General features: G+C 65.1%; 23 protein-coding genes. 3 read left to right on the plus strand and 20 right to left on the minus strand.

The features are described from left to right. Positions 1 to 14: 14 nt before the first annotated feature. The 3 genes from AC1IQ6_RS06435 to AC1IQ6_RS06445 all read right to left on the minus strand — a co-directional run bounded on the left by AC1IQ6_RS06435 (position 15) and on the right by AC1IQ6_RS06445 (position 1,811). Complete coding sequence (locus tag AC1IQ6_RS06435) at positions 15 to 296, minus strand: helix-turn-helix transcriptional regulator (RefSeq protein WP_034201895.1); 282 nt, start codon at positions 294 to 296, stop codon at positions 15 to 17. 83 nt (positions 297 to 379) lie between these two features. After that, positions 380 to 1,135, minus strand: a complete 756-nt coding sequence (locus AC1IQ6_RS06440; protein WP_034201278.1) for a DUF2285 domain-containing protein — start codon at positions 1,133 to 1,135, stop codon at positions 380 to 382. 325 nt (positions 1,136 to 1,460) lie between these two features. Beyond that, entirely contained in the window at positions 1,461 to 1,811 is a 351-nt protein-coding gene (locus AC1IQ6_RS06445; protein WP_034201279.1) for a DUF2958 domain-containing protein, read from the minus strand. 233 nt (positions 1,812 to 2,044) lie between these two features. On the opposite strand from AC1IQ6_RS06445, the gene AC1IQ6_RS06450 reads away from it, so the two are divergent. Continuing rightward, complete coding sequence (locus AC1IQ6_RS06450; RefSeq protein WP_034201896.1) at positions 2,045 to 2,338, plus strand: helix-turn-helix domain-containing protein; 294 nt, start codon at positions 2,045 to 2,047, stop codon at positions 2,336 to 2,338. 366 nt (positions 2,339 to 2,704) lie between these two features. On the opposite strand, the gene AC1IQ6_RS06455 is transcribed toward AC1IQ6_RS06450, so the two are convergent. The 4 genes from AC1IQ6_RS06455 to AC1IQ6_RS06470 form a co-directional block, all read right to left on the minus strand. Continuing rightward, positions 2,705 to 3,010, minus strand: coding sequence for a DUF736 domain-containing protein (locus AC1IQ6_RS06455; protein ID WP_034201280.1), 306 nt, complete (start codon positions 3,008 to 3,010; stop codon positions 2,705 to 2,707). Positions 3,011 to 3,788: 778 nt separating this feature from the next. Continuing rightward, complete coding sequence (locus tag AC1IQ6_RS06460; protein WP_226145693.1) at positions 3,789 to 4,109, minus strand: siderophore-interacting protein; 321 nt, start codon at positions 4,107 to 4,109, stop codon at positions 3,789 to 3,791. Next, positions 3,998 to 4,468 carry a siderophore-interacting protein gene (locus AC1IQ6_RS06465; RefSeq protein WP_319001737.1) on the minus strand — a complete coding sequence of 157 codons (471 nt, stop codon included), beginning with the start codon at positions 4,466 to 4,468 and terminating at the stop codon, positions 3,998 to 4,000. The genes AC1IQ6_RS06460 and AC1IQ6_RS06465 overlap by 112 nt, the downstream gene beginning before the upstream one ends. Further along, positions 4,461 to 5,684 (minus strand): arabinose transporter, encoded by a 1,224-nt coding sequence (locus AC1IQ6_RS06470; protein WP_034201897.1) that lies wholly within the window; start codon positions 5,682 to 5,684, stop codon positions 4,461 to 4,463. Before AC1IQ6_RS06470 ends, AC1IQ6_RS06465 begins: the two co-directional genes overlap by 8 nt. 177 nt (positions 5,685 to 5,861) lie before the next feature. Here AC1IQ6_RS06470 and AC1IQ6_RS06475 point away from each other — a divergent pair, with 177 nt between their 5' ends. Next, positions 5,862 to 6,401, plus strand: coding sequence for a TetR/AcrR family transcriptional regulator (locus tag AC1IQ6_RS06475; protein WP_233474124.1), 540 nt, complete (start codon positions 5,862 to 5,864; stop codon positions 6,399 to 6,401). A 458-nt stretch (positions 6,402 to 6,859) separates the two neighbouring features. Here AC1IQ6_RS06475 and AC1IQ6_RS06480 read toward each other — a convergent pair whose 3' ends face one another. The 5 genes from AC1IQ6_RS06480 to radC form a co-directional block, all read right to left on the minus strand. Further along, positions 6,860 to 7,069: a hypothetical protein gene (locus AC1IQ6_RS06480; protein ID WP_034201282.1), complete on the minus strand. Its 210-nt coding sequence runs from the start codon at positions 7,067 to 7,069 to the stop codon at positions 6,860 to 6,862. Between the two features lie 62 nt (positions 7,070 to 7,131). Continuing rightward, positions 7,132 to 9,168 carry a ParB/RepB/Spo0J family partition protein gene (locus AC1IQ6_RS06485; protein WP_034201283.1) on the minus strand — a complete coding sequence of 679 codons (2,037 nt, stop codon included), beginning with the start codon at positions 9,166 to 9,168 and terminating at the stop codon, positions 7,132 to 7,134. A 66-nt stretch (positions 9,169 to 9,234) separates the two neighbouring features. Then, positions 9,235 to 10,065 carry a DUF932 domain-containing protein gene (locus AC1IQ6_RS06490; protein WP_034201284.1) on the minus strand — a complete coding sequence of 277 codons (831 nt, stop codon included), beginning with the start codon at positions 10,063 to 10,065 and terminating at the stop codon, positions 9,235 to 9,237. A 729-nt stretch (positions 10,066 to 10,794) separates the two neighbouring features. Continuing rightward, entirely contained in the window at positions 10,795 to 11,145 is a 351-nt protein-coding gene (locus AC1IQ6_RS06495; protein ID WP_034201285.1) for a DUF2958 domain-containing protein, read from the minus strand. A gap of 276 nt (positions 11,146 to 11,421) precedes the next feature. Further along, positions 11,422 to 11,928 carry a RadC family protein gene (gene radC / locus AC1IQ6_RS06500; protein WP_034201286.1) on the minus strand — a complete coding sequence of 169 codons (507 nt, stop codon included), beginning with the start codon at positions 11,926 to 11,928 and terminating at the stop codon, positions 11,422 to 11,424. Between the two features lie 358 nt (positions 11,929 to 12,286). Between radC and AC1IQ6_RS06505 the strand changes: the two genes are divergently transcribed. Beyond that, positions 12,287 to 13,213 carry an IS5 family transposase gene (locus AC1IQ6_RS06505; RefSeq protein WP_080747387.1) on the plus strand — a complete coding sequence of 309 codons (927 nt, stop codon included), beginning with the start codon at positions 12,287 to 12,289 and terminating at the stop codon, positions 13,211 to 13,213. Positions 13,214 to 13,252: 39 nt separating this feature from the next. On the opposite strand, the gene AC1IQ6_RS06510 is transcribed toward AC1IQ6_RS06505, so the two are convergent. The 8 genes from AC1IQ6_RS06510 to AC1IQ6_RS06545 all read right to left on the minus strand — a co-directional run bounded on the left by AC1IQ6_RS06510 (position 13,253) and on the right by AC1IQ6_RS06545 (position 22,283). Continuing rightward, positions 13,253 to 14,296 (minus strand): PDDEXK nuclease domain-containing protein, encoded by a 1,044-nt coding sequence (locus AC1IQ6_RS06510; RefSeq protein ID WP_046196821.1) that lies wholly within the window; start codon positions 14,294 to 14,296, stop codon positions 13,253 to 13,255. Then, on the minus strand, positions 14,293 to 15,498 hold the full coding sequence (locus AC1IQ6_RS06515) for a tyrosine-type recombinase/integrase (RefSeq protein WP_034201287.1): 1,206 nt from the start codon (positions 15,496 to 15,498) through the stop codon (positions 14,293 to 14,295). Before AC1IQ6_RS06515 ends, AC1IQ6_RS06510 begins: the two co-directional genes overlap by 4 nt. 225 nt (positions 15,499 to 15,723) lie before the next feature. Beyond that, on the minus strand, positions 15,724 to 16,653 hold the full coding sequence (gene secF / locus AC1IQ6_RS06520) for a protein translocase subunit SecF (RefSeq protein ID WP_102773705.1): 930 nt from the start codon (positions 16,651 to 16,653) through the stop codon (positions 15,724 to 15,726). Between the two features lie 51 nt (positions 16,654 to 16,704). Beyond that, the gene (secD, locus tag AC1IQ6_RS06525) at positions 16,705 to 18,585 is read right to left on the minus strand and encodes a protein translocase subunit SecD (protein ID WP_485866023.1); all 1,881 of its coding nucleotides are present in this window, start codon (positions 18,583 to 18,585) and stop codon (positions 16,705 to 16,707) included. A gap of 106 nt (positions 18,586 to 18,691) precedes the next feature. Beyond that, the gene (gene yajC, locus AC1IQ6_RS06530) at positions 18,692 to 19,036 is read right to left on the minus strand and encodes a preprotein translocase subunit YajC (protein ID WP_102773703.1); all 345 of its coding nucleotides are present in this window, start codon (positions 19,034 to 19,036) and stop codon (positions 18,692 to 18,694) included. A gap of 124 nt (positions 19,037 to 19,160) precedes the next feature. After that, positions 19,161 to 20,297, minus strand: a complete 1,137-nt coding sequence (tgt, locus tag AC1IQ6_RS06535) for a tRNA guanosine(34) transglycosylase Tgt (protein WP_102773702.1) — start codon at positions 20,295 to 20,297, stop codon at positions 19,161 to 19,163. Continuing rightward, complete coding sequence (queA, locus tag AC1IQ6_RS06540) at positions 20,294 to 21,352, minus strand: tRNA preQ1(34) S-adenosylmethionine ribosyltransferase-isomerase QueA (RefSeq protein WP_485866024.1); 1,059 nt, start codon at positions 21,350 to 21,352, stop codon at positions 20,294 to 20,296. The genes tgt and queA overlap by 4 nt, the downstream gene beginning before the upstream one ends. Positions 21,353 to 21,467: 115 nt before the next feature. Next, on the minus strand, positions 21,468 to 22,283 hold the full coding sequence (locus AC1IQ6_RS06545; RefSeq protein WP_102773700.1) for an IclR family transcriptional regulator: 816 nt from the start codon (positions 22,281 to 22,283) through the stop codon (positions 21,468 to 21,470). Positions 22,284 to 22,339: the final 56 nt, after the last annotated feature.

Here is a 22,339-nt window from a genome sequence, read left to right on the forward strand (position 1 = left end):
CCGCGCGCAAGCGATCAGCGCGCACGGCTGTCCGCCGAGTGCTGCTCGGCATACTCGGGATCGGACGTGCTCTCGAAGCTGCGATCCGCAGCCCAGGCATCGAGGTCGGCCACGGCGTACATGACGCGTCGGCCGAACTTGCGGAACTTGGGGCCGCCACCCAGCACGCGCTGCTTCTCCAGCGTGCGCGGCGACAGACGCAGGTAGTCGGCGGCTTCGTCGTTGGTGAGGTAACGCTGCGGCTGCGCAGCGGTAGTGGCAGGAGCGGCGGCAGGCCGCAAGGGAGCGGGACGCATGATGAGAGCCTCCATAGCTTTCAAAGCTCCGGCCGCACAGCGCAACCGGATGGAGGCAGTCTCAGAAAACGAAGCCCTCTTGCTCAGGGTCGTTTTGCGCTCTCTTCAAAACGACCCTTCTCAAGCAGCGGTAGTTGTGCTAGGCGGCGATAGCCGCCGCGCATCAACGCATCGCCGCGCCGTACCAGGCGGCGCACCTTGGAGCGCAGGCCGCCGTCGCTGTACCAACCGGCCGCGGCGTCCACTCCGAACAAGCCTTCGGCCACGTCGCGCAAGGACGCGCCCGCCAGGGTCGCGTCGAGCGCCTGCAGGGTGTGCAGTTCCAGCAGCGCAGCAGGCGTCGGCCTGGGCCTGGTTCGCGCGGTGCTGGGCGCGTGACCGAGCGCAGGCGCGGCGGCGCCACCGCGATGGGCGTAGGCGACAGCCATGCCGTCTTCCAGTCCGGGCGCCAGCGCATAGCGCTGGCAATGGCCGGCACTGCGCGCGATCAGCGCCAGTCGCTGGCCATCGTGGAGCAGGTGCTTGTGGCCGGGGATGTTCCAGAAGTCGAAGGCCACAGCGTCAGGTGGCGGATCGGTATCAGGGTGGAGCTGCACCACGGCAGCATGGCCGGGGAGCCAGGCCGCATGCGCATCACGCGCATCCAAGGCTGGGTCTTCCAGCAGGCGCAATCCCCAGCGATGCGCAGCATTGGGGCGGCGCGCACGGCGCATCCAGTCAAGCCGGTAGTCAGGATGGCGGCGCAGGTACTCCCAAGCCAGTGCCAGCACGTCCAACCACAGGATGTAGAGGTAGGCCGCAGTGGGATACCAGTGCGCGACATGATGAGGATTGACCATGACCGAAGCTCCCGTCGAATAGCAGGAACGTCGCCACGGCGTCAGACATGCAGGAGCCTTAAATCAAGGTAGAAATCCGGTTAAGCTGTATCTGTTGGTGTCAAGGCTAATTGGCTCCGGCGTGTTGCGAAATCCGTCCGAATGCGACGGCCGCCCGACTTAGAAATGTCATGCGGCACGGAATACCGTGCCGCAACTCCCGCGAAGGATCGTGGCTATTTTTCGCATGAGGGCACTATTTCGGTGCAAGAGTGCGGATTCAGACTTTGCGGGTCTGGAGCAAGACCGAAATAGCCTTAATGCGCCCGGCTTGAGCGCGAATAGCTCAATCGACGATAGAGCCGTTTTCCTGCGCCAGCCGCAGGTATTCCGACAGCGGGCGCGCCGCCTGGAAGTACAAATCCCGCGCTACGGGCTGCTTGCTCGGGCCGACGATGGAGGCCAGGTCGGACAGCTTGATGTGACCCAGCTCGGGCATACCGATGCCCACGTCCATGACGCCCCAAGCTGTATCGCCGTCGGCAGGATCGAGCGATGCCAGCAGCCAGATCGCGTGGGCGTCGGGAGTGAATAGCCGCACGACCGGCAACGGGTCGTGAGGTTCACCGGCGGCGACCCGCTGCCCGTTCTCCAGCAGCGTGGCGCGCTGCTCCTCGGTTACGAGGGGAGCCTTCATCGGGGTGCTCCTGTTCCAACATGGCATGTCGGTTTTGCGTTTCCACGAAAGCCGTGGAAACACGAAAGCGCAAAAGCTCAATTGTAGAAATCTGCAAAGGCACGTTGGCGGTTTTCCGGTTCCACCGGAATCCGCAGAAGCGGATTTCCGTAAAAGCACGAAAAAGGGCCAAAAGCATGAATGAGTTAAAGATAACGTGGTTTTAATTGTGCTGCGAATTGACGCTTCTGTCTATGCAGAAGCGATCCATCCAGCGCGGCCGACCGGCCGGCACCACCACCTACGATGCCGAGTTGGCGCAAGCCTTCGGCGCGGCGGTGCGTGCGCTGCGGACGGAGCGTGGCATCGCGCAGGAATCGCTGGCGAACCTCGCCGGCATTGAGCGTTCGCACATGGGTAAGGTTGAGCGCGGCGAACACATGCCCACGCTGGCGATCATCTTCAAGATCGCCAGTGCGCTCGAATGCAGCACGGCAGTGCTGATGAGCGAGGCTGAGAGCCAGCTCGCAGCAGCGGCCCAGCCGTAGGCGCTGGGCCACCGATCCGGCGCAGCCGGTTCGGGGACTTCAGGGGCGCCGAGCATCGCGCGGCGGGGATAGGCCGCAGGGCTTTCCCCTGGAGGCAAGCGCAGCGCGCAGCGCCACCGGCGCGAAGCTGCGATAGGGATTGAAGCCGAATGGCCATGACGGCGAAGTCGGCATGGGGCGCAGCCCGCAAAGCCCGGTCGGCGCAGTGCGCCGAATCGCCCTATATCCGCCTTGGCAACCCGAGGTCATTGTGATGCTGCCCGGCCACCACCATCACGAAGCTGGGAAAGCCAAGCCTTCCTGTATGCCGATCCAAGCAGCACTGCGCCCCGCCACGTGGGCGGGGCGCTGCGGCGGTCACGCCGCCTAGGGCTTGCTGCGCGACCAGATCAGGTCGTGCGTGCCGTTCTCGCCTTCGATCAGGCGGGCGTAGACCGTGGCCGGGAACGAAGGATCGTCGAGGGTCACGGAGATGTACTCCCGCCCGGCCTCGCTGGTCTTCTTCCACGCCGCGCCGATGTCGTGACTGGCGGCCTGCAGGCGGAAGTCCGGGGCCTTCTCGTTGTCCCCCTTGTCGTTGGGAACCAACTTGACCTTGACGTTGAGCGTCAGGGTGCGAAGCGTGCCGGCGAAGCCGTCTTTGTCTGCGGTGAAGGTGCCGATGTTGGCCATGATGTTTTCTCCGTTCGGTTGAACAAGGTTCGCGCCCATCGCGTCCTTGTTGTGATCCGGCCGGCGGGGGACGGGCTGGCTGCACCGCTTGCGGTCGCAACGCAGTGGAGAGCCGGGAGGCGAAAAGAATTTGTCCCGCGAGGAATGCGCGCAGCGCAGGGGAAATTGTTTTCGCTGGACGGTTGCAGCAATGAAGCCCGAGGCGCAGCCGCGCCCCCGCCAGGATTCACAACGAGACAAGGACGCATTGGGCCGAACCGCTCCGAAAGGAGACAGGGCTGGCTCGGCATCCCCGCACGAAGGCTGCACCGGCTCGCCCACTGACGCGGGCCAGGTCAACCATCCGACGACAAGCGAGAACGCCCCGGCCGCACCTTGCGGCGCCGGTCTTGAGGCGTGGCGTGGAAGCTCCATAGCGATGCCGGGCGGGATGTCCGTGAACCGTCCTTCGTGACGTGATGGGCGAGAACCGCCAGCGTTGAGGACGGCACGCATTCGCACAACCTGCCGCAGCAAGCACCAGCGTGTTTGCCAGCCCTGTCCATTGCAGCGGAGCGCTGGCCTGGCCGATCCGGCGGTATCGAGGGGTGCCAAGCTCGCGCGGCAGGGATGGGCCTTGTGCCGATCCCCTAGAGGTAAGCGCAGCGCCGCTGGCGCGCAGGCGTGAGGGATTGAAGCTGGATGTGCAACCTTTCGGTCGCACGGGCGAAGTACAACTCTTCTGCGACGACAGGGAAACAGGGAAAGTGGCGAAATTTTATCGGTATCACCTTATTCTTCACGAATCACGATGATCGGACTCTCCAGCCTTCCAATATCCCTTGGCGCTAACACTGTGTCTCGGGAGCTCCCTGTCTTGAAGGTAGTGAAGTTTCAGCTTTTTTATGGCTGCGGATTCACCTGCCATCCAGATGTAGCCTGGACCGGTCGGTAAAGGACGGTGCAACAGCGACTGACATAGCGTCAGTCCGGGTTCCGATTGGGCGTTCATCCACTGAACCCGCAATCGGGCAGGGCTGTCGATCGGCTGCCGGTCATCCCCTGACGGCACCTCGACATACGCCTTGGCGTTGATACCAGAAGGCAAACGGCGTGCAATGCTCTGGATGCCAGGCAACGCCGTGGCATCCCCCGCGAACATGACCCAGCGCGCATCACTGGGAAGCAGAAAGCCGCCACTGCGGGGCCAGAGTCGCCGCCTGCACCGTGCAGGACGAAATCCAGATCCAGTGTTCCTGCATTGAAATCAATGTTTTGTATGGTGTAGGCCCGGCCGTCACCCGAGGGAAGAAAAACTTTCACCCACGCTGCCGGTTCGTTGGCTCCCGCGACTTTGAGAAATTCGGCAACCTCAGAGCCTCCAAGTGTGATCCGTTGCATATGGGGCGTCACCGAACGAACCGCCTGCACGGTTCCGACTGCTCTTTCGGTACGAGGCCTTGGCATGACTTCAGGCATGGTGGCCTCCCTTGGGTGCGGAAATCAGCAGTTGCAAAGCAACGAGAGCCGACAGGGCGACCGCAACGGCGCCCGCAAGGTAGACGGCCTCAATGTGCCATGCGCCTGCCACGGCCCCCAGCACCGGGCCGGTGATGCCCAGGGCAATGTCGAGAAACGCCACATAAGCCCCCATGGCCAAGCCCCGACTTTGTGGAGGCGCCCGGCGCACGGCTTCCACGCCAAATCCCGGAAAGGCCAGCGAGTAACCGAATCCCGTCAGCGCAGCGCCGGCGTAGGCAACGGTAGGGCTCTGGGCGCCCCAGATCAGCAACTGCCCAACGGCTTCGATCAGCACACAAACCAGCGCCACGCTGGCGCCGCCGAGCTTGTCGGACAAGTGGCCGAAAAAGATGCGCGCGGCAATGAACGCCAGGCCGAAGGCGGTGAATGCCAGTGAGGCGTTGCCCCAGTCTCGGGAAGCGAACAACAGGGCAATGAACGCCGTGATGACCCCAAAGCCCACGCTGCACAAGGCCAGCCCCAAGCCCGGGTGCCACACCATCCCCAGCACCTTGTAGAAAGGCGTGCGGCGGACAGCCGTCGGGGCAGTCGCCCGAACGTTGGCAATCAGTGCCAATGCCAACAGGGGAAGAACGACGGCAGCCACTGAAATGCCGGCGAAGCCATATCCACCTTGAATGGCGATACCCATGGGCGCACCCACCGCGTAGGCGCCGTACATCGCCATGCCATTCCATGCCATGACCTTGCCTGCGTTTTGCGGGCCCACGAGTCCGATCCCCCAACTCAAGGAGCCGGTGACGATCAGGCTTTCGCCGCAGCCGAGCAGCACCCGCCCCAACAGCAGAACCCCAACCGAGGCGGCAGGTGACGAGACGAAGGCCAGCGACGCAAGGTAGGCCACACCTGACGCCGACGCCACCAGAAAGCCCGTGACCACGGACCGTTTGGCCCCACGCGTGTCGGAGAGGTTGCCTGCCCAGGCGCGAGAGAGCAGGGCCGCGGCGAACTGCGCGCCAATGACCACACCCACCACCAGCGTGCTCATGCCCAATGTGCTGGACACATGCAGGGGAAGCACCGGCAGCGGCAAGCCGATGGTGAGAAAGCTGACGAACACCGCCAGTGTGATCGGCAGCAACTTGAGAAAGACGTTGGCGACAGGTGGCGGATTTGCCACCTTGGTCGCCCCCGTGTGAGAACGAGAAGACATCAACAACTCCAAACATGAGCATTTGCTCGACATATGGAATAATATGAGTCATTGCTCACGTTGAAAACTCGCGTTCGGATGATCCCCATGCCACCCTTGCCTCAGCCACGCCGCGTCCCCCGCCAGAGCCGTTCTCGGGCCTTGGTGGACGCCATACTTGAAGCAACGGCTCGCGTTTTGACCGAGCGCGGCTATGCCGGAGCCAACACCAATCTGGTGGCCGAGCGCGCTGGCGTGAGCGTGGGTTCGGTCTATCAGTATTTCCCGAACAAGGATTCGCTCATCACGGCGCTCCATGAGCGGCATGCGGTGGAAATGCACGCAGCCATGGAGACCGTGCTGGCAAGCGCGCATCCACTGGACCTGAGAGGGAAACTGGCGGCCATCGTGCGTGCGTGGCTGGCGGCACACCAGGTCGCCCCTGAGTTGCATCGCGTACTGGAAAAGGAATTTCCTTTCTTCGATGCTCCGCCGGAGCAAAGCACGGCTGACCAAAGCATTCAGCACCGCATTCGCCAGTTGCTGGAAGACCACCAAAGCGAGGTCGTGCTGCAGGACCTGGAACTGGCGACATGGGTTGTACTGCGAACCATGGAATCACTGATCCATGCGGCGGTCATTCCGCCTGGCGCCCCTTGCCCCGCCCAGCAAGTCGAGCAGGCCATCGTCGAAATGCTGGCCGGCTATCTGTGTGGTCCGCAAAGACGTATGGTCTAAGCCTGCTGCCCTCTGCAATAGGCCACCAGATCCGCGATAGACAGTAGGGATCCTCCGTCATCATCACCGACAGTCACTGCCACAAGGTCAAAGATTGGTACGGTCTGGGGCTGATCTCCGTCATACCTGCAAGGCAAGGACAAGGCATCGGCTCGCGTCTGATGCAACAGGCGCTGGCCGAACCCGCGTACTACGCGCGCTTTGGCTTCCAAGCGCATCCGGGCCTGCAACTGCCGGGCCGCCCGGCTATTTCGTGGCACTGGCCTTCCACGGGCCAGTGCCCGAAGGCGTCGCGCAATACAGCGATGCCTTCAACGCCGCCGCCTGAGCCAGCGCGAAGGCGGCGACGTTCTGATGGGCTGTTGGCCTTGAACACCGGGCGCGGCCACCGCCGCGCCCGGATTTTTGAAGTTCACCGCGCCCAGGACGGAACGGCCTGGGCGCGGTGCTGACGACGGTTATTCCTTCGTCTCGATGATCCACCACACGGCGCGCGCCAAGGCGCGGCCCGTGATGGGATGAATGTCGGTGAGGTCGGCGCGGGCCGACCAGCCCGAGGGCGGGAGGTGGCCGCGCACGTCGCCATCGCCGTGCCAGCGGCGAGCGCGCACCGTGCCGGGGGCGTAGCTTGCCGCCATGCGCGGGCGGCTGCTGGTGATGCGGGTCATGGGGGCTTCTCCTTCCGGCGAAGCGCCCCGGTCGAGGCCGGGGCGCTTGCCTTCGGCGCGGGTCAAGCGGCCAGCGCCTCGGCGGTTTCATCCGCCATTGCTTCGGCATCTTCCGGGGCGTCCTGCTCCGGGCCTTCGGCCTTGAAGATGGCAGGCATCCAGCCCGTGCCATCGGCCAGCCGCTCGGCCTCGCTGGCAATGTCGGCCTTCTTCAACTTCGCCAGCCGGGAAACCTGATTGGGCGCGTATTCGCCCACGGCTTGCAGAACTGCCGCTTTCGGAACGTGCTTGAAATACCCCTCGGCGGTCGGCTGCCACCATGCGGCCATGTCGAGGCCCACGGCCTGCGCCAGTTCCTCGCCGGGTTGCTGCGCCGTGGCGCGGGGCATCACCACGTCCACCGTGGAAGCCACGCACACGGCCAGCAACCGCACCAGTTCGTCTTGCGGCTTCGTCAGCAGCACGGCGAACAGTTCGGCGCTGTCTTCCGGCAAGGCTTCCCCGGCCACCTGTTGCAGTTTGCGCAGCGCCACGGCGGCAGGCGATTCCGGCCAATCCGGGGCCATGCCTTCCAGCCGGTCTTGCAGTTTGAGGCCCACGCCCAGCGGCAGAGAATCACGGTTGAGGCCGTAGCGCCTTTCCTGCAAGACGGTCTGCACCATGCCATGCACCACGGCAGCCAGCGCAGCTTGCGGATGACGTGCGACTTCGATTTGCAGCGCGGCGGTGCGGTGAGCGCTCAAGCGTTGCGCCAGCCGGTCGGACATGGCGACGCTCTTGGGTTGCTCGTCGTCCTCGCCTTCGTCGTCGTTCTCGGCGTCCGGGTCGCTGAAACCTTGGCGCAGCTTTTCAAGCGTGCGCAGCGCCTTGGCCTCGGCCTCACGCATCAGGCCGCGATGAATGACGGCCTCGCCGTTGCGGTCGATGGTGACGATGGCACCGGCTGCGGCCTTCACATTCGCGCCGTAGTCCTGCAAGCCATCTTCCAGCGCCTGCAACTGCTCGCCCACGGCTTCACCTTCCTCCTGCAAGGCGTCGGCCTTTTCCTCGTCGTCGGCATCCATCGCGGCGTCCACGGCTTCACCGATGGCCCGCATTTTCTCTTGCAGCTTTTCGATGCGTTGCGCTTCGCGCTTGTTTGGCTCGCGCCGTTCCCTCGGCGCACGCTGGAAGGCGTGCAGGTCGGCATAAGTTACGCCCGGCGTGGCGTCCACCCACGCCCAACCCTCGGCGCGGACAGTGGCGGCAATGCCTGCCAGCTTGTCTTGCGCCAGCCGTTCCAGCAGCGCGGCGTCGTTGAGGTACACGCCCGCATCGCCTTCCGCGAACAGGTCACGGCGGATGCCGCCGCCTGCGGCTTCGTAGCTGTCCAGTCCGACGAAGCGCACCAGCGGATGCCGGTAGGCGTCGATTTCCCTTTCGGTGAGGCGTTCGCGCAAGTGCGAGGGATGGCGCTGCCACTGCGGCGCATCGTAGAACGCGCTTTCCTGCGCGGCGTGGTCGTCGGTGATGGCAAGTGCCATCAACTGGTCAAGGCTCACGGCATCGGCTCGGTAGTCGGCCATCAAGCGCGGCGACACGTTGGCGAGCTTCAAACGGCGCTGCACCACCAGCGGCGTGACGCTGAAATCCGCTGCAATGTCCTCGATGGGACGGCCTTCGGCCACCAGCGCGGCGAAAGCCTCGAACTGGTCTGCCGGGTGCATGGCTTCGCGCTGCACGTTCTCGGTCAGACTGGCGGTGCGGGCCGTGCCATCGGCCACCTGCAAGCAAGGCACCTCCCAATCCTTGGCGATGCGGTGTTTCTTCGCCAGCAGCTTCAACGCGGCGAGGCGACGGCCACCGGCCACGACTTCGTAATGCTCGCCATCGGCAGATGCAATCACGATGAGGTTTTGCAGCAGGCCCACGCGCTGGATGCTTGCGGCCAGTTCAGGGATGGACATGCGCGGGGTCTTGCGCACGTTGCGGCCCGTGGGGCGCAGCACCAGCCGCGACAGTGGAACCAAAATCAGGTTCTTGGTCGGGTCGGCAGCTTCCAGCGGGATAGCTGCGGCGGTATTGACGGCGCGGGCTTCGGTTTGGGTAACGGCGTTCATGGTGTATCTCCAATCGAGTGAAACAAGGGAATGGAGGGGAAACCGCCCCTCCGACGGGGGGACGGTTCAGGCTTTCAACTGGCGCAGGCCATCGGCCAGCATCCAGAGGGCGCGATTGAGGCGCACATCGGAATCAATGCCCTGCACCGGGCGGGTCTGCTGGCGGCGTCCGTTGGCGCTGCGGCCATGCAATCCGCCCTTGGTCAAGTTCTCCTGCGTGCGGTTGAACACGCTCCACAGGTCGGGGCGGCGGTCATCGAACCGGCGCGGCATCAGGATTTGCGATTCGGTGATGGGCGCGGGCTTGTTGTCGGTGGGGTCGTACTTGAGGGCCAGCGCGGAACGGGCGAACACTTCGGCTTCGCCTTCGTCCAGCTTGATCGCGCGCATGGCATCGCGGGATTCCTTCACCCGCTCGAAGCCGCTCAATACCTCGAAAGCGCCTTCGATGACGGAACCGGCCACGTCGCCTTTGTGGGGTACGCGCACGTCCGCCACGGTGTCGCCGCAGACAAGGCCATTGCTGCAAACGAAGCGGAACATCCCCGCCAACATTTGATAGCTGCTCGTGCCGTCATGCGAGTTCAGCAGCACGATTTCGTTAGCCTCCGCGCCGTTGATCTGGTTGGCATGGCGCAGGCGCAGCATGTGTTTGGTGTGCTCGCGCTTGCCTTCATCGCGCACGCGGGTTTGCGTCACCATGAAAGGCTGGAAGCCTTCTTTGCGAAGCTCGGTCAGGACGGCAGCGGTCGGGATGTAGCTGTACCGTTCGGAACGGCTCTCATGCGGGGCGTCCGCGAAGATGGACGGGGCCACGCTGCGAATCTGGTCATCGGACAGCGGGTAGTCGCTGCGCAGCGAAGGGGAACGGGAAGCGAAACGGGATGCGAGTTGCATGGTCTTTCTCCTGACAAAAAGAGGTTTGCTGTTCACACCGCAAACCGGATTCCTAGATTCGGAGCCCAGCCTTTCGGCTGTTCGGTGCGGTCGGCACGAGGAACCCGGTTGGCCCTGTTGCCACCGTCTTTCCTGAGTTCATCGCCCGCGACGGTCAGGAGCGCGCGAACGGGCGCCGTCAAGGAAACAAGCGCAGGGTTGGTGCGGCCCGCAGGCGTAGCCGAGGACACGGCCCTGCGCGCCTTGACGGCGCACGGGCGCGGGCTACAGTCGCGGACAAGGTGATGAAGTCAGGGGAGACGGCTGGACAAGGCAACGGCCATCCCTGTGTGCTGAACCGCACGCAAGCGAAGCGCGCAGGCCCGAAGCTGGAAGCCGGGCCGAGGCGTCAGCCGAGCGGAGCGAGGGAACGATGGAAGCCCGACAGGGGCGAAACCCCGCAGGGGGTTCGATGCGCAGCACGACAGCGCGACCGGCCATCCCCCAGGTGGCCGGGGACGCCCAGCCTTCAACGCAAGATCAGGACGAGTCCACGCAAGGCATCGTGAATCTGCTGCGAATGCGGTCTGGCCGATCCGGCGCAGCCGGGTCGGCGGTGTTCAGGGGCGCCACGCCTGCGCGGCGGGGATAGCCCGCAGGGCTTTCCCCTGGAGGGCAAGCCGAAGGTGCGCAGGCATCGCGCCGCATGGGCGCGATGCGAAGGGCGTCCCTCGACGCCCCAGGCCCGGATCAGACAACGATCCGCCCAGCCATCCGCGCATCGCGCGCATAGGCGCTCAACCGCTTCTCGGCCCGAAACGACAGGTCGCGCTCAATCGGCAGGCCCAACCCGCCGCGCACCGTCGCCAGCTCACCCAGGCTGACCCAGCCGATTTCCGGCTCACCCAGCCCCAGGTCGCAAAGACCGAAGGCGTGGTCGTGGTCATCAGGATCAATCTCGGTCAGCAGCCAGGTCGCGCCGGCGTCCGGCGTGAACAGCTTGACCACGGGTGCCGGATCGAAGTCCGGGTTCTCCAAGGATTCGCGGCCGTTGGCCAGCAGCACAATGCGCTGCTCGTCAGTGATGAGTGCGTTGTTCATGGTGAACTCCTGAAAGGTTGCCGGGCGGAATTGCCCAGCCCTTCCAGGGCACGGCGCAGCGCAAGCAGTCAAAGATCGAAGACGGCCGCCAGGCCGCAAGCGCCTCCGGCGCGCAGTCATTGACGGCGAGCACGCCGTGGCACGATGAAGGGAACAGCAAGACCGCCTCCCTCACACCTCCATGCTCCTCGGTTTTCCGCAAGCGAAGCGCGCAGGCCCGCATGGGCCGGAGTTGCGCCACCAGACGCAGCAAAAAGGGGGCCGAAGCCCCCTCGGTCAAATCAGGCCACGTTCGGCAAATGACGCGGCGCTGTTGCCCGCGACGACATGATCCAGCGTGACAACATCCACCAGCGCCAGCGCCTCCTTGAGCCGCTGAGTCAGTGACCTGTCGGCGCCGCTCGGTTCGGGATTTCCGCTCGGGTGATTGTGCGAAACAATGACCGCCGCCGCATTGAGCCGCAGCGCCTCCTTGACCACCTCGCGCGGATGCACCGATGCACTGTCGATGGTGCCGTGGAACATCTCGACGTATTCGATCAGGCGATGCTTCGTATCCAGAAACAGCACCGCGAAGACTTCGTGCTCGTAGCCCGCCAACTTGGCACACAGGTACTCCTTGACGGCCGCCGGTGAAGTGAACGAGGCACCGCGCTGCATCTTGTGCTCGATGACCTGGCGCGCGGCCTCCAGCACCTGCTCGGCCGTCGCCAAGAGGTAGTGGCCCTGCGCGTCGCGCACCATCAACGAGGCGTCGAACGAGGAAAAGGTCAGTTGCGACATGATCGTGCTCCGGTTGCTCGGGCGGAATTGCCCGGAACCGTCGCCAGCACGGCGCAGCGCAAGCAGTCAGGGGTCGCAGACGGCCACCAGGACGCAAGCGCGCACCCGCGCGCGCCGCCCTTGACGGCGAGAACGTCGTGATACGGTGAAGGGAACAGCCAGGCCCGTCCAATGCACACATTCGATGCTGGCAAGCGCAGCGCGCAGGCCCAGAAGGGCCGGAGGCGTCAGCGATTTGGAAGGCTGGCGATAGACAGTCCCGCAGGGATGAGCGGGCAGCGAACCTGGAGCAGCGCGGCCCGGCTTTGCCGGGGCGTTGTTGCACAAATCGTTGCTCAGCAAGCTGTAGGCTTGCTGCATGAGCCAGCCCCGTAAGCCCCGCTACCGAACCACCAACTGGAAACAGTACAGCGCAACCCTTAAAGCTCGGGGCTCTTTGACGGTGTGGCTGGACAAGCGCATGTGCTGGTTTGCCGCTGCAAGCGGCAAACGCGGACGCAGTCCGAAGTTCTCTGATGCCGCTATTCAATTTTGTTTAACGCTCAAGAACTTGTTTTGCCTGGCACTCAGGCAAACCACCGGGCTAGTCGAGTCGGTACTGCACTTGTATGGGCTTGCTTGGCCAGTACCGGACTTCAGTACGCTGTGCAGGCGGCAACTCGATTTGAATGTCCAGATTCCGTATACCCGCAGTAAAGTTGGCTTACACCTACTAGTCGATTCAACAGGAATCAAATTCCTGGGTGAAGGCGAATGGAAATGCAAAAAGCATGGCCCTGAGCGCCGCCGTCAGTGGCGCAAGCTGCACATCGGCATTGACGCCAAGACACTGCAGATTCGAGCCATCTGTGTGACCTCGAACAACGTCAGTGACGCTGCAGTGATTCCTGATTTGCTACAGCAGTTGCCTGCGGATGAAACGCTAGAGAGTCTGACGGGGGATGGTGCATACGACACACAGCCAGCCTACGAAGCTGTCATCAGGCGTGGTGCTATCCCAATCATTCCTCCACGCAAGAATGCTCGAATTCGTAGGGGAAGTGTCTTTGAGTACCGCAATGCAGCCATTACTGCATGCAGGCGGCTAGGGCGTAGTATCTGGAAGCGCTGGATTGGCTATCACCGGCGAAGTTTGGTGGAAACCAAGATGCACTGCATCAAGCGACTGGGCGAGCGTGTGATGTCTCGAACCTTTGAGCGACAAGTGAACGAGCTGCATATTCGAGCAGCCATACTGAACCGATTCACTGAGCTGGGCCGTCCTCAGACGGCAGCCGTGGCATAGCCACGGCTGGGGTTGGGGGTAACTCGCCTCAAACTGGATTTATGCAACAACGCCCAAACCTTCCAAGGCATACCGCGCCAGTGCATGGCCCTTGTCGGCGCACAGGATCAGGCCCACGGGCGGGTTCTCATCGGGATAGGCCCAATGCTCCTTGGCATAGTTGCAATACATGTGCATCTGGCCTACGTCCGCATGGGTCAGGCTGCCCAGTTTCAAGTCGATGATGACCAGGCAGCGTAAGCGCCGATGGAACAGCAGCAAATCGACCCGATACCAGGTCTGGTTGATGCGCAACCGGCGCTGCCGACCGATGAAGGTGAAGCCTTCACCCAGCTCCAGCAGGAAGTCCTCCAGCCGCCGGATCAGGGCGGTTTCAAGATCGGATTCCGAATACTCGTCCTTGAGGTCGAGGAACTCCAGCACATACGGGTCTTTGATGGTGTCGTTGGGGGTGACGACATCCTCGGGCATGGGCACCGCGCCCTTGACCAGCATCGCCGCCTTGTTCTTCGACAGCGCCGTGCGCTCGTAGAACTGGCTGCCAATCTGCCGGTCAAGCTGGCGCACGCTCCAGCCGCCGCGCAGCGCCTCGGCCTCGTAGAAGCGGCGGGCGTGTTCATCCTTCACCGACAGCAGCCGCACGTAGGCCGACCACGGCAGCGTGAACACCTGCGCCAGCTCGCCCAAGGCCAATTTCCGAGACGCTGTCTCGGATTTCTCGGCGGGCAGCCCGTCCCCCGATTTCCGAGACAATGCCTCGGAAATCACCGGCCGGGGATAGGCGGCGAAGAACCGCCGCATGTTCTCCAGGTTGTCCGGGCTGAACCCGCGCCCGAAGCGCGCGGTGAGGTCGGCGGACAGTCGGGCAATCAACTGTTCGCCGTACCCTGCGCGCCGCTTGCCCTGTTGCTCGGCCTCCACGATGCGGCGGCCAATCTCCCAATAGCTTGCCGTCATCAGCGCATTGACGCTGCGTGCCGCCGCCTGGCGCGCAGCGCCAAGCAGCTCCACAATGCCGCTGTGGATGCCGGCGTAGCCGGCAGGCAGGGCCGCGCCTTTTTCCTTGGGTGTCCGGGCGCTCATGCCGTGGCCTCCTGGGGCTGCTGTTGCCGCGCACCGGTAATGGCCTGGCGGCGGCTGGCCACCAACTCGGCCGCGTCGCGCACCGGCTTGTCCTCGGTGTGGACGTAGTGCATGAACATCGCCACGGTCTTGTGGCCCGTCAGCTTCATGCCTACCTTGGTCGGCACGCCCGAATTGGCAATGTCGGTGGTCGAGCGGTGGCGAATGCCATGCGTGCCGACGTGCGGCACGCCGGCGGCCTTGAGCGCCCGGCACCAGCCGCCGTAGTGCTCGCCAAAGGTCAGGTGCTTGTCCGGGTCGTTGGGCGACGGCAGGACATACGGGCAGCCTTCCCGGCGCGGCGCCGTCGAAAGCAGCCGATAGGCTTCCGCGCTCATGGGTTTGGACATGCCGCCGGTCTTGCTGTCGGGCCAGACCACACGGCGGTTCTCGAAGTCCAGCCAAGCCCATTCGAGTGGGCAGATTTCGGAGCGCCGGGCGGCAAACTCGAATTGCAGCCGGATCGCCAGCGGGATGACGTAGTTCTCCAGCCCTTCGGCCTCCAGCTTGTCCAGATGGCGGTAGATCAGCGTCAGTTCGCCGTCCACAATGAGCCGGGTTTCCTTGCCCGGCGGAAACATCGGGACATGGCGGCACGGGTTGGTGCCGTCCGGGCGGTAGCCCCACACTTCGGCCAGATTGAACATCTTGCGCAGCACGCCGAATGCCTTGTTTGCCTCAGTGGGCTTGTACGAGAGCTTTTCCATCAACCCGGCAATGTCGGGGCGCTTCACGTCCTGTACCTTCTTGCGGCCTAGCAGCGGGATGATGCAGCGGTCGATGACGCCCTGATAGCCTTCCTGCGTGCTGGGCTTGTTGCGCTTCTTGGAATAGTCCTCCATGAACTTCGTGCACAACTCAGCCATCGTGGGCGCTTTGCGCGCCTCGGCCTTGGCGCCGCCGGGGTCGCCGCCCCGGCGAACCTCGGCCAGCCAGTCCTGCGCCATGACGCGGGCCTGTTCAACCGTCAGTTCCCCGAACAAGCCCAAGGCGGGCTTGCGGCGTTCCCCAGCGTTTGTGCGGTACTGAAGCATGAACACCCGACGGCCCGCCGGGGTGATCTTACAGAGGAAGCCGGGCACCACGGTATCCCGCAGTTCGATAGCCGTGGCCTGGGGTTGTGCCGCCTCTACGGCGGTCTTGGTGAGCTTGATCTTTGCCATGATGACTCCTTGGAACGACCCGATTCCAAGAGCCACATAGGAGCGGCGCGGGGGGAAGCCGGGTCAGGTTTCAGAAAGCACCGGCATATGATGGACGCGCGTAAGTTATTGATAAACCTGCTGTATCGGGCTACAGCGCAGTCCAGCGAAATGTCGGGTTGGAGTCATCGTGAAATAAAAAACCCGCCACGCGGGCGGGTCGGTTGGGGAAGGAACGCGGCGCGCTCAGGCGGCTTCCTCGCCTTCCTTCTTGACCGGCTTGACCAGGTCTTCGCGCTTGACGCCCATCCACATGGCCAGCGCGGCGGCGACGAACACCGACGAGTAGATGCCGAACCAGATGCCGATGGTCAGGGCCATGGCGAAGTAGTGCAGGCTGGGGCCGCCGAAGAACAGCATGGCCAGCACCATCATCTGGGTCGAGCCGTGGGTGATGATGGTGCGCGAGATGGTCTGCGTGATGGCGCTGTTGATGACCTCGTGCACGTCGGCCTTGCGGTACTTGCGGAAGTTCTCGCGGATACGGTCCATGATGACCACGGATTCGTTCACGGAGTAGCCCAGCACCGCCAGCACGCCCGCCAGCACCGACAGCGAGAATTCCCACTGGAAGAAGGCGAAGAAGCCCAGGATGATGACCACGTCGTGCAGGTTGGCGATCACGCCGGCGACGGCGAACTTCCATTCGAAGCGAAAGCCCAGGTACACCATGATGCCGATGACCACGACCAGCAGCGCCATCAGGCCGTTGTGCAGCAGCTCCTGGCCGACCTGCGGGCCGACGAATTCCACCCGCCGCAGTTCGACGCCGGAATCGGCGGCCTTGAGCGCGGCCATGACGGTTTCGCTCTGGGTCGCCGAGGTCTGGCCTTCCTGCAGGGGCAGGCGGATCATGACGTCGCGCGAGGTGCCGAAGTTCTGCACCTGGAAGTCGGTGTAGCCCAGCTTGGAGACCACGCCGCGCACGTTCTCCAGCTGCGCGGTCTGGGCGTAGCTGACTTCCATGACCGTGCCGCCGGTGAATTCGATCGACAGGTGGAAGCCGCGGGTGGCGATGAAGAAGACCGCCGCCACGAAGGTGACGAGGCTGATGATGTTCAGCACCAGCGCGTGGCGCATGAACGGGATGGTGCGGTGAATCCGGAAAAATTCCATTTTTAGCCCTGGCTATTCGATGGCGGGCGGCATGGCCGCCCGCAAGCATGTTCAGTTGGTCTTCGGCTTCCAGACTTCGCCGATGGAGATGGACGCGAGCTTCTTCTTGCGGCCGTACCAGAGGTTGGCCAGCGCGCGCACGCCCACGACCGACGAGAACATCGAGGTCAGGATGCCCAGGCAATGGACCACCGCGAAACCGCGGATCGGGCCGGAACCGAACGCCAACAGCGCCAGGCCGACGATCAGCGTGGTCAGGTTGGAGTCGAGAATGGTGCCCCATGCGCGCTCGAATCCGTGGTGGATGGCCTGCTGCGGCGAGGCGCCGCCGCGCAGTTCTTCCCGGATGCGCTCGTTGATGAGCACGTTCGAGTCGATGGCCATGCCCAGCGTCAGCGCGATGGCCGCGATGCCCGGCAGGGTCAGGGTGGCCTGCAGCATGGACAGCAACGCCAGCAGCAGCAGCACGTTCAGCGTCAGGCCGATGGTCGAGAACACCCCGAACAGGTGGTAGTACAGGATGATGAACACGGCGATGGCCAGGAAGCCGTACAGCGTCGAGTGGAAACCCTTGGCGATGTTGTCGGCGCCCAGGCTCGGGCCGATGGTGCGTTCCTCGATGATGGACATGGGCGCGGCCAGCGCGCCGGCGCGCAGCAGCAGCGCGGTGTCGGCGGCCTCTTCGGAGGTCATGCTGCCGGAGATCTGGACCTGGCCGCCGGCGATTTCGCTGCGGATGACCGGGGCCGTGACCACTTCGCCCTTGCCGTTTTCGAACAGCAGGATGGCCATGCGCTTGCCGACGTTGTCGCGGGTCACGTCGCGGAAGATGCGCGCGCCCTTGGAGTCCAGCGTCAGGTGCACGGCGGCCTGCTGGGTCTGCGAATCGCGGCCGGGCTGGGCGTCCTGCAGGTTTTCGCCGGTCAGGATGACCTGGCGGCGCACCAGGATGGGACGGCCGTCGCGGTCGTTGTAGCGTTCCAGGCCGAAGGGCACGGTGCCGCCCAGCAGGGCAGCCTGCGCGGCCGGGGTGTCGTCGACCATGCGGATTTCCAGCGTGGCGGTGCGGCCCAGCAGTTCCTTGGCCTTGGCCACGTCCTGCACGCCGGGCAGCTGGACCACGATGCGGTCGCCGCCTTGCTGCTGGATGACCGGCTCGGCCACGCCCAGTTCGTTGATGCGGTTGTGCAGGGTGTTGATGTTCTGCTTGAGCGCGGAGTCCTGCACGCGGGTGACGGCGGCCGGATTCAGGGCGCCCATCAGCAGGGGCTTGCCGTTTTCCTCGCGCTCGGTGAATTCCAGGTCGGGCAGGCGGCTGCGCAGCGTGGAGACGGCGCGGTCGCGGTCATCGTTGTTGGCGAAGGTGGCGGCGATGCCCAGGCCGGAGCGTTCGACGCCGGCCACGTTGACCTTCTGGTCGCGCAGCACCGAGCGCACGTCGGCGGCCAGCGAGTCGTAGCGGGCGGTCAGCGCGCCCTGCATGTCGACCTGCAGCAGGAAGTGCACGCCGCCGCGCAGGTCCAGGCCCAGGTACATGGGCTTGGGCGCGAACCAGCCCAGCGAGCGCATCCAGGCCGGCGAGGCCGGCAGCAGGTTCAGCGCGACCGTGTAGTGGGGATCGTCGGCGACGGTGTTGAGGGAACGGTCGAGCAGGTCGCGGGCCTGCAGCTGCAGGTCGGTGGACGCGAAGCGGGCGCGTACGGTGCCCAGCGTGCCGTTCTGTTCGTAGTAGACCCCTTCGTTGGGGATCTTGGCGTCGGTCAGCACCTGTTCGACCCGGCTCAGCATGGCGTTGTCCACCTTGACGGTGGCCTTGGCGCTGGAGACCTGGACGGCGGGCGACTCGCCGTAGAAATTGGGAAGCGTGTACAGCAGGCCGATGAGGACCGCGATCAGGACCGTAATGTACTTCCAGAGAGGATAGCGGTTCATTGCCGGCTACTTCATGAGAGAGTGATAGAAGGGCCGCCCGGGCGGCGGGCGCGGCGGGCGGCGGGGACCATCGGGCGCAGGAGCCCGGCGGGCCCCTGTGGGACGCTTACAGGGCCTTGATGGTTCCCTTGGGCAGCACGGTCGAGACCGAGGACTTCTGCATGATGACTTCGACCGGCTTGTCGGCCAGTTCCGAGACTTCCACGGTGACGTAGCTGTCGTTGACCTTGGTGACCTTGCCGAGCAGGCCGCCGGCGGTGACGACTTCGTCGCCCTTGGCCAGGGCGGCGAGCAGGTTGCGGTGTTCCTTTTGGCGCTTCATCTGGGGACGGATCATCAGGAAGTAGAGGATCACGAACATCAGGATGATGGGCAGCATGCCCATCAGCGCATTGCCTTCGGGAGCGGCGGCCTGGGCCACGACGAGGCTGGCGGTATCGATAACGGACATTGAATTCTCCTGCGTTTAGTATGTTTGGAGGGTCATGTTTGTATTTTTCTGCACCCATCCCCGCGCGAGCCATGGATAGGGCAAGCCGACTATTGTATATAGGGGCCGGCGGCCTGTTCAAATTCTAATCCACCCCTCGCGCGCGGTCGGCGGCGAAGCGGGCGCGCCAGGCCTCGAAGCGGCCCTCGGCGATGGCCTCGCGCATCTCCTGCATGATGGTCAGGTAGAAATGCAGGTTGTGCAGGGTGTTCAGGCGCGCGCCGGTGATTTCGTTGGCGCGCTGCAGGTGGTGCAGATAGGCGCGCGAGAAATTCGCGCAGGTGTGGCAGCCGCAGCTCGGGTCCAGCGGGCGGGTGTCGTCGCGGTACTTGGCGTTGCGGATCTTGACGTCGCCGTAGCGGGTGAACAGCCAGCCGTTGCGGGCGTTGCGGGTGGGCATGACGCAGTCGAACATGTCCACGCCGCGGGCCACGCCCTCGACCAGGTCTTCCGGCGTGCCCACGCCCATCAGGTAGCGCGGCGCGTGCTGCGGCAGCCGGGGCGTGACGTGCGCCAGGATGCGCATCATGTCTTCCTTGGGCTCGCCCACCGACAGGCCGCCGATGGCGTAGCCGTGAAAGCCGATGTCCTGCAGCCCGGCCAGCGATTCGTCGCGCAGCGACTCGTACATGCCGCCCTGGACGATGCCGAACAGGGCGTTGGGGTTGCCCAGGCGGTCGAATTCGTCGCGCGAGCGGCGCGCCCAGCGCAGCGACATGCGCATCGAGCGGGCGGCTTCCTCGACGGTGGCGGGGCGGCCGTCGATTTCATAGGGCGTGCATTCGTCGAACACCATCACGATGTCCGAGTTCAGCGAACGCTGGATGCGCATGGACTCTTCGGGCGTCAGGAACAGGCGCGCGCCGTCGATGGGGGAGGCGAACTTGACGCCTTCCTCGGTGATCTTGCGCATGCCCTGCAGGCTGAACACCTGGAAGCCGCCCGAGTCGGTCAGGATGGGCTTGTCCCATTGCATGAAGCCGTGCAGGCCGCCGTGCTTTTCCATGATCTGCGTGCCGGGACGCAGCCACAGGTGGAAGGTGTTGCCCAGCACGATCTGGGAGCCGATCTCTTTCAGTTCGTGCGGCAGCATGGCCTTGACGCTGCCATAGGTGCCCACGGGCATGAAGATGGGCGTCTCGACCACGCCGTGGTTCAGCGTGATGCGGCCGCGGCGGGCGCCGCCGTCGGTGGCGAGCAGTTCGAAGTTCAGTCCGGTCATGGGGCAGGGGATTCGATGAACATGGCGTCGCCGTAGCTGAAGAAGCGGTAGCGCTCGGCGACGGCGTGGGCGTAGGCGCGGCGTATCGGTTCGACGCCGGCCAGCGCCGACACCAGCATCAGCAGGGTCGACTGGGGCAGGTGGAAGTTGGTGACCAGCGCGTCGATGACACGGTACTGGTATCCGGGCGTGATGAACAGGCGGGTGTCGCCCTGGGCGGGCGCCAGCGGCAGGCCGGGGGCGGCGCGGCCCTCGGTCTGGGCGGCGGCCGATTCCAGCGCGCGCACGCTGGTGGTGCCCACGGCGATGACGCGGCCGCCGCGGCCGCGGGCCGCGGCGATGGCGTCGACTGTGGCCTGCGGCACGGTGTACCACTCGGCATGCATGACGTGGTCGGCCAGGTTGTCGACCCGCACGGGCTGGAAGGTGCCCGCGCCCACGTGCAGCGTGACGAAGGCGCGCGCCACGCCCAGCGCCTGCAGGCGGTCCAGGGTGGGCTGGTCGAAATGCAGGCCGGCGGTGGGCGCGGCCACCGCGCCCGGTTCGCGCGCATAGACCGTCTGGTAGCGTTCGTCGTCGCCGGCGTCGGCCTGGTGCGTGATGTAGGGCGGCAGCGGCGTCGCGCCGTGGGCGTCCAGCAGTTCCAGCACCGGGCTGGGGAAGCGGATGTCGAACAGTTCGCCGTCCCGGCCCAGCACGGTGGCGTCGAAGGCCTCGGCCAGGCGCAGCACCATGCCGGCGCCGGGCGACTTGCTGGCGCGCACATGGGCCAGCACGCGGTCGGGCTCGGTGATGCGCTCGACCAGCACCTCGACCTTGCCGCCGGTGATCTTGTGGCCGGTCAGGCGCGCCTTGATGACGCGGGTGTCGTTGAAGACCAGCAGGTCGCCGGGGCGCAGCAGCGCGGCCAGGTCGGCGAACTGCCGGTCGTGCAGCTGGCCGGCGCGATCCAGGTGCAGCAGGCGGCTGCCGGTGCGCTCGGCGGCGGGCGTCTGGGCGATGAGCTCAGGCGGCAGGTCGTAATCGAAATCGGAAACGGTAAGGGACTGGGTCACGCGGGTATCCGCCCGGACAGGACGGCAGAAAAGGGCGGCCGTTGATGGCACGGACGGGCCGGGCAAGCCCGGCGCAACCCGGTATTGTAAAGCGGCCGCCGCGCGTGGGTTTTGTTCAGGGGGACGGATTCCAGCCCAGACGGCGCGAGCAGTCGGCCGCCGCCGCGACCAGGGCCCGCACCGGCAGGCCCTGCGGCGCCAGGTCGAAGCCGCCGTGCAGCCCCAGGCCGGTGATGGCGCCCGCCAGCCGGCCCTGGGCGTCCATGACCGGCACGGCGGCCGAATCGATGCCATGCAGCAGGTTGCCGCTGACGCTGGCGTAGCCGCGCTCGCGCGTGGCCTGCCATTGCCGGCGCAGCAGGGCGGCGGGGTCGGCCGGCGGTTCGGGCGCGTCCAGGGCGCGGGCGGCGTCGGCGTGCTGGGCCAGCAGCGCGTCCCATTCGGACAGCGCGCGCGGCAGGACCAGGGTTTCAGGCAGCCAGGCGGCGTAGACGCGGCCCGTGGCGCTGTTGAGCAGCGGCAGCACCGAACCCACCCGCACGTTGACGGTCACCGGCAGCCGCGCGTCGCGCCACTGCACGATGGTCGGGCCGTGCTGGCCCCACACCGAAATGAACACCGTCTGGCCGATGGCCGCGCTCAGGCCATCCAGGCAGCCGGCCGCCAGCTTCACGAAATCCACTTCGGCCAGCGCCGCCAGGCCCGTATGCAGCGCCTGCGGGCCCAGCCGGTAGCGGGCGCTGGCGGGGTCCTGCTCGACGTAGCCGCGCCGCTCCAGCGAGACCAGATAGCGGTGCACCTTGGCGCGCGGCATGTCCAGGCTGCGGCCCAGCTCCGACACCGACAGCGCGCCGCCCAGCTCGGCCAGCCGGGTCAGCACGTCCAGCGCGATTTCGGCGGACTGGATGCCGGTACTGCTGTTTGTTGACATGGGATCGTCGCTTATTAGAATACGTGTATCACTAAAAAATACATCAGCCGCAAGCG

The organism is Achromobacter sp. MUI-25009338, from assembly GCF_057359325.1.

Coding starts and splice junctions, on each gene's coding strand:
- AC1IQ6_RS06435 (WP_034201895.1), bottom strand. CDS start 296: ATGCGTCCCGCTCCCTTGCGGCCTGCCGCCGCTCCTGCCACTACCGCT.
- AC1IQ6_RS06440 (WP_034201278.1), bottom strand. CDS start 1,135: ATGGTCAATCCTCATCATGTCGCGCACTGGTATCCCACTGCGGCCTAC.
- AC1IQ6_RS06445 (WP_034201279.1), bottom strand. CDS start 1,811: ATGAAGGCTCCCCTCGTAACCGAGGAGCAGCGCGCCACGCTGCTGGAG.
- AC1IQ6_RS06450 (WP_034201896.1), top strand. CDS start 2,045: ATGCAGAAGCGATCCATCCAGCGCGGCCGACCGGCCGGCACCACCACC.
- AC1IQ6_RS06455 (WP_034201280.1), bottom strand. CDS start 3,010: ATGGCCAACATCGGCACCTTCACCGCAGACAAAGACGGCTTCGCCGGC.
- AC1IQ6_RS06465 (WP_319001737.1), bottom strand. CDS start 4,468: ATGCCTGAAGTCATGCCAAGGCCTCGTACCGAAAGAGCAGTCGGAACC.
- AC1IQ6_RS06470 (WP_034201897.1), bottom strand. CDS start 5,684: ATGTCTTCTCGTTCTCACACGGGGGCGACCAAGGTGGCAAATCCGCCA.
- AC1IQ6_RS06480 (WP_034201282.1), bottom strand. CDS start 7,069: ATGACCCGCATCACCAGCAGCCGCCCGCGCATGGCGGCAAGCTACGCC.
- AC1IQ6_RS06485 (WP_034201283.1), bottom strand. CDS start 9,168: ATGAACGCCGTTACCCAAACCGAAGCCCGCGCCGTCAATACCGCCGCA.
- AC1IQ6_RS06490 (WP_034201284.1), bottom strand. CDS start 10,065: ATGCAACTCGCATCCCGTTTCGCTTCCCGTTCCCCTTCGCTGCGCAGC.
- AC1IQ6_RS06495 (WP_034201285.1), bottom strand. CDS start 11,145: ATGAACAACGCACTCATCACTGACGAGCAGCGCATTGTGCTGCTGGCC.
- radC (WP_034201286.1), bottom strand. CDS start 11,928: ATGTCGCAACTGACCTTTTCCTCGTTCGACGCCTCGTTGATGGTGCGC.
- AC1IQ6_RS06505 (WP_080747387.1), top strand. CDS start 12,287: ATGAGCCAGCCCCGTAAGCCCCGCTACCGAACCACCAACTGGAAACAG.
- AC1IQ6_RS06510 (WP_046196821.1), bottom strand. CDS start 14,296: ATGAGCGCCCGGACACCCAAGGAAAAAGGCGCGGCCCTGCCTGCCGGC.
- AC1IQ6_RS06515 (WP_034201287.1), bottom strand. CDS start 15,498: ATGGCAAAGATCAAGCTCACCAAGACCGCCGTAGAGGCGGCACAACCC.
- secF (WP_102773705.1), bottom strand. CDS start 16,653: ATGGAATTTTTCCGGATTCACCGCACCATCCCGTTCATGCGCCACGCG.
- secD (WP_485866023.1), bottom strand. CDS start 18,585: ATGAACCGCTATCCTCTCTGGAAGTACATTACGGTCCTGATCGCGGTC.
- yajC (WP_102773703.1), bottom strand. CDS start 19,036: ATGTCCGTTATCGATACCGCCAGCCTCGTCGTGGCCCAGGCCGCCGCT.
- tgt (WP_102773702.1), bottom strand. CDS start 20,297: ATGACCGGACTGAACTTCGAACTGCTCGCCACCGACGGCGGCGCCCGC.
- AC1IQ6_RS06545 (WP_102773700.1), bottom strand. CDS start 22,283: ATGTCAACAAACAGCAGTACCGGCATCCAGTCCGCCGAAATCGCGCTG.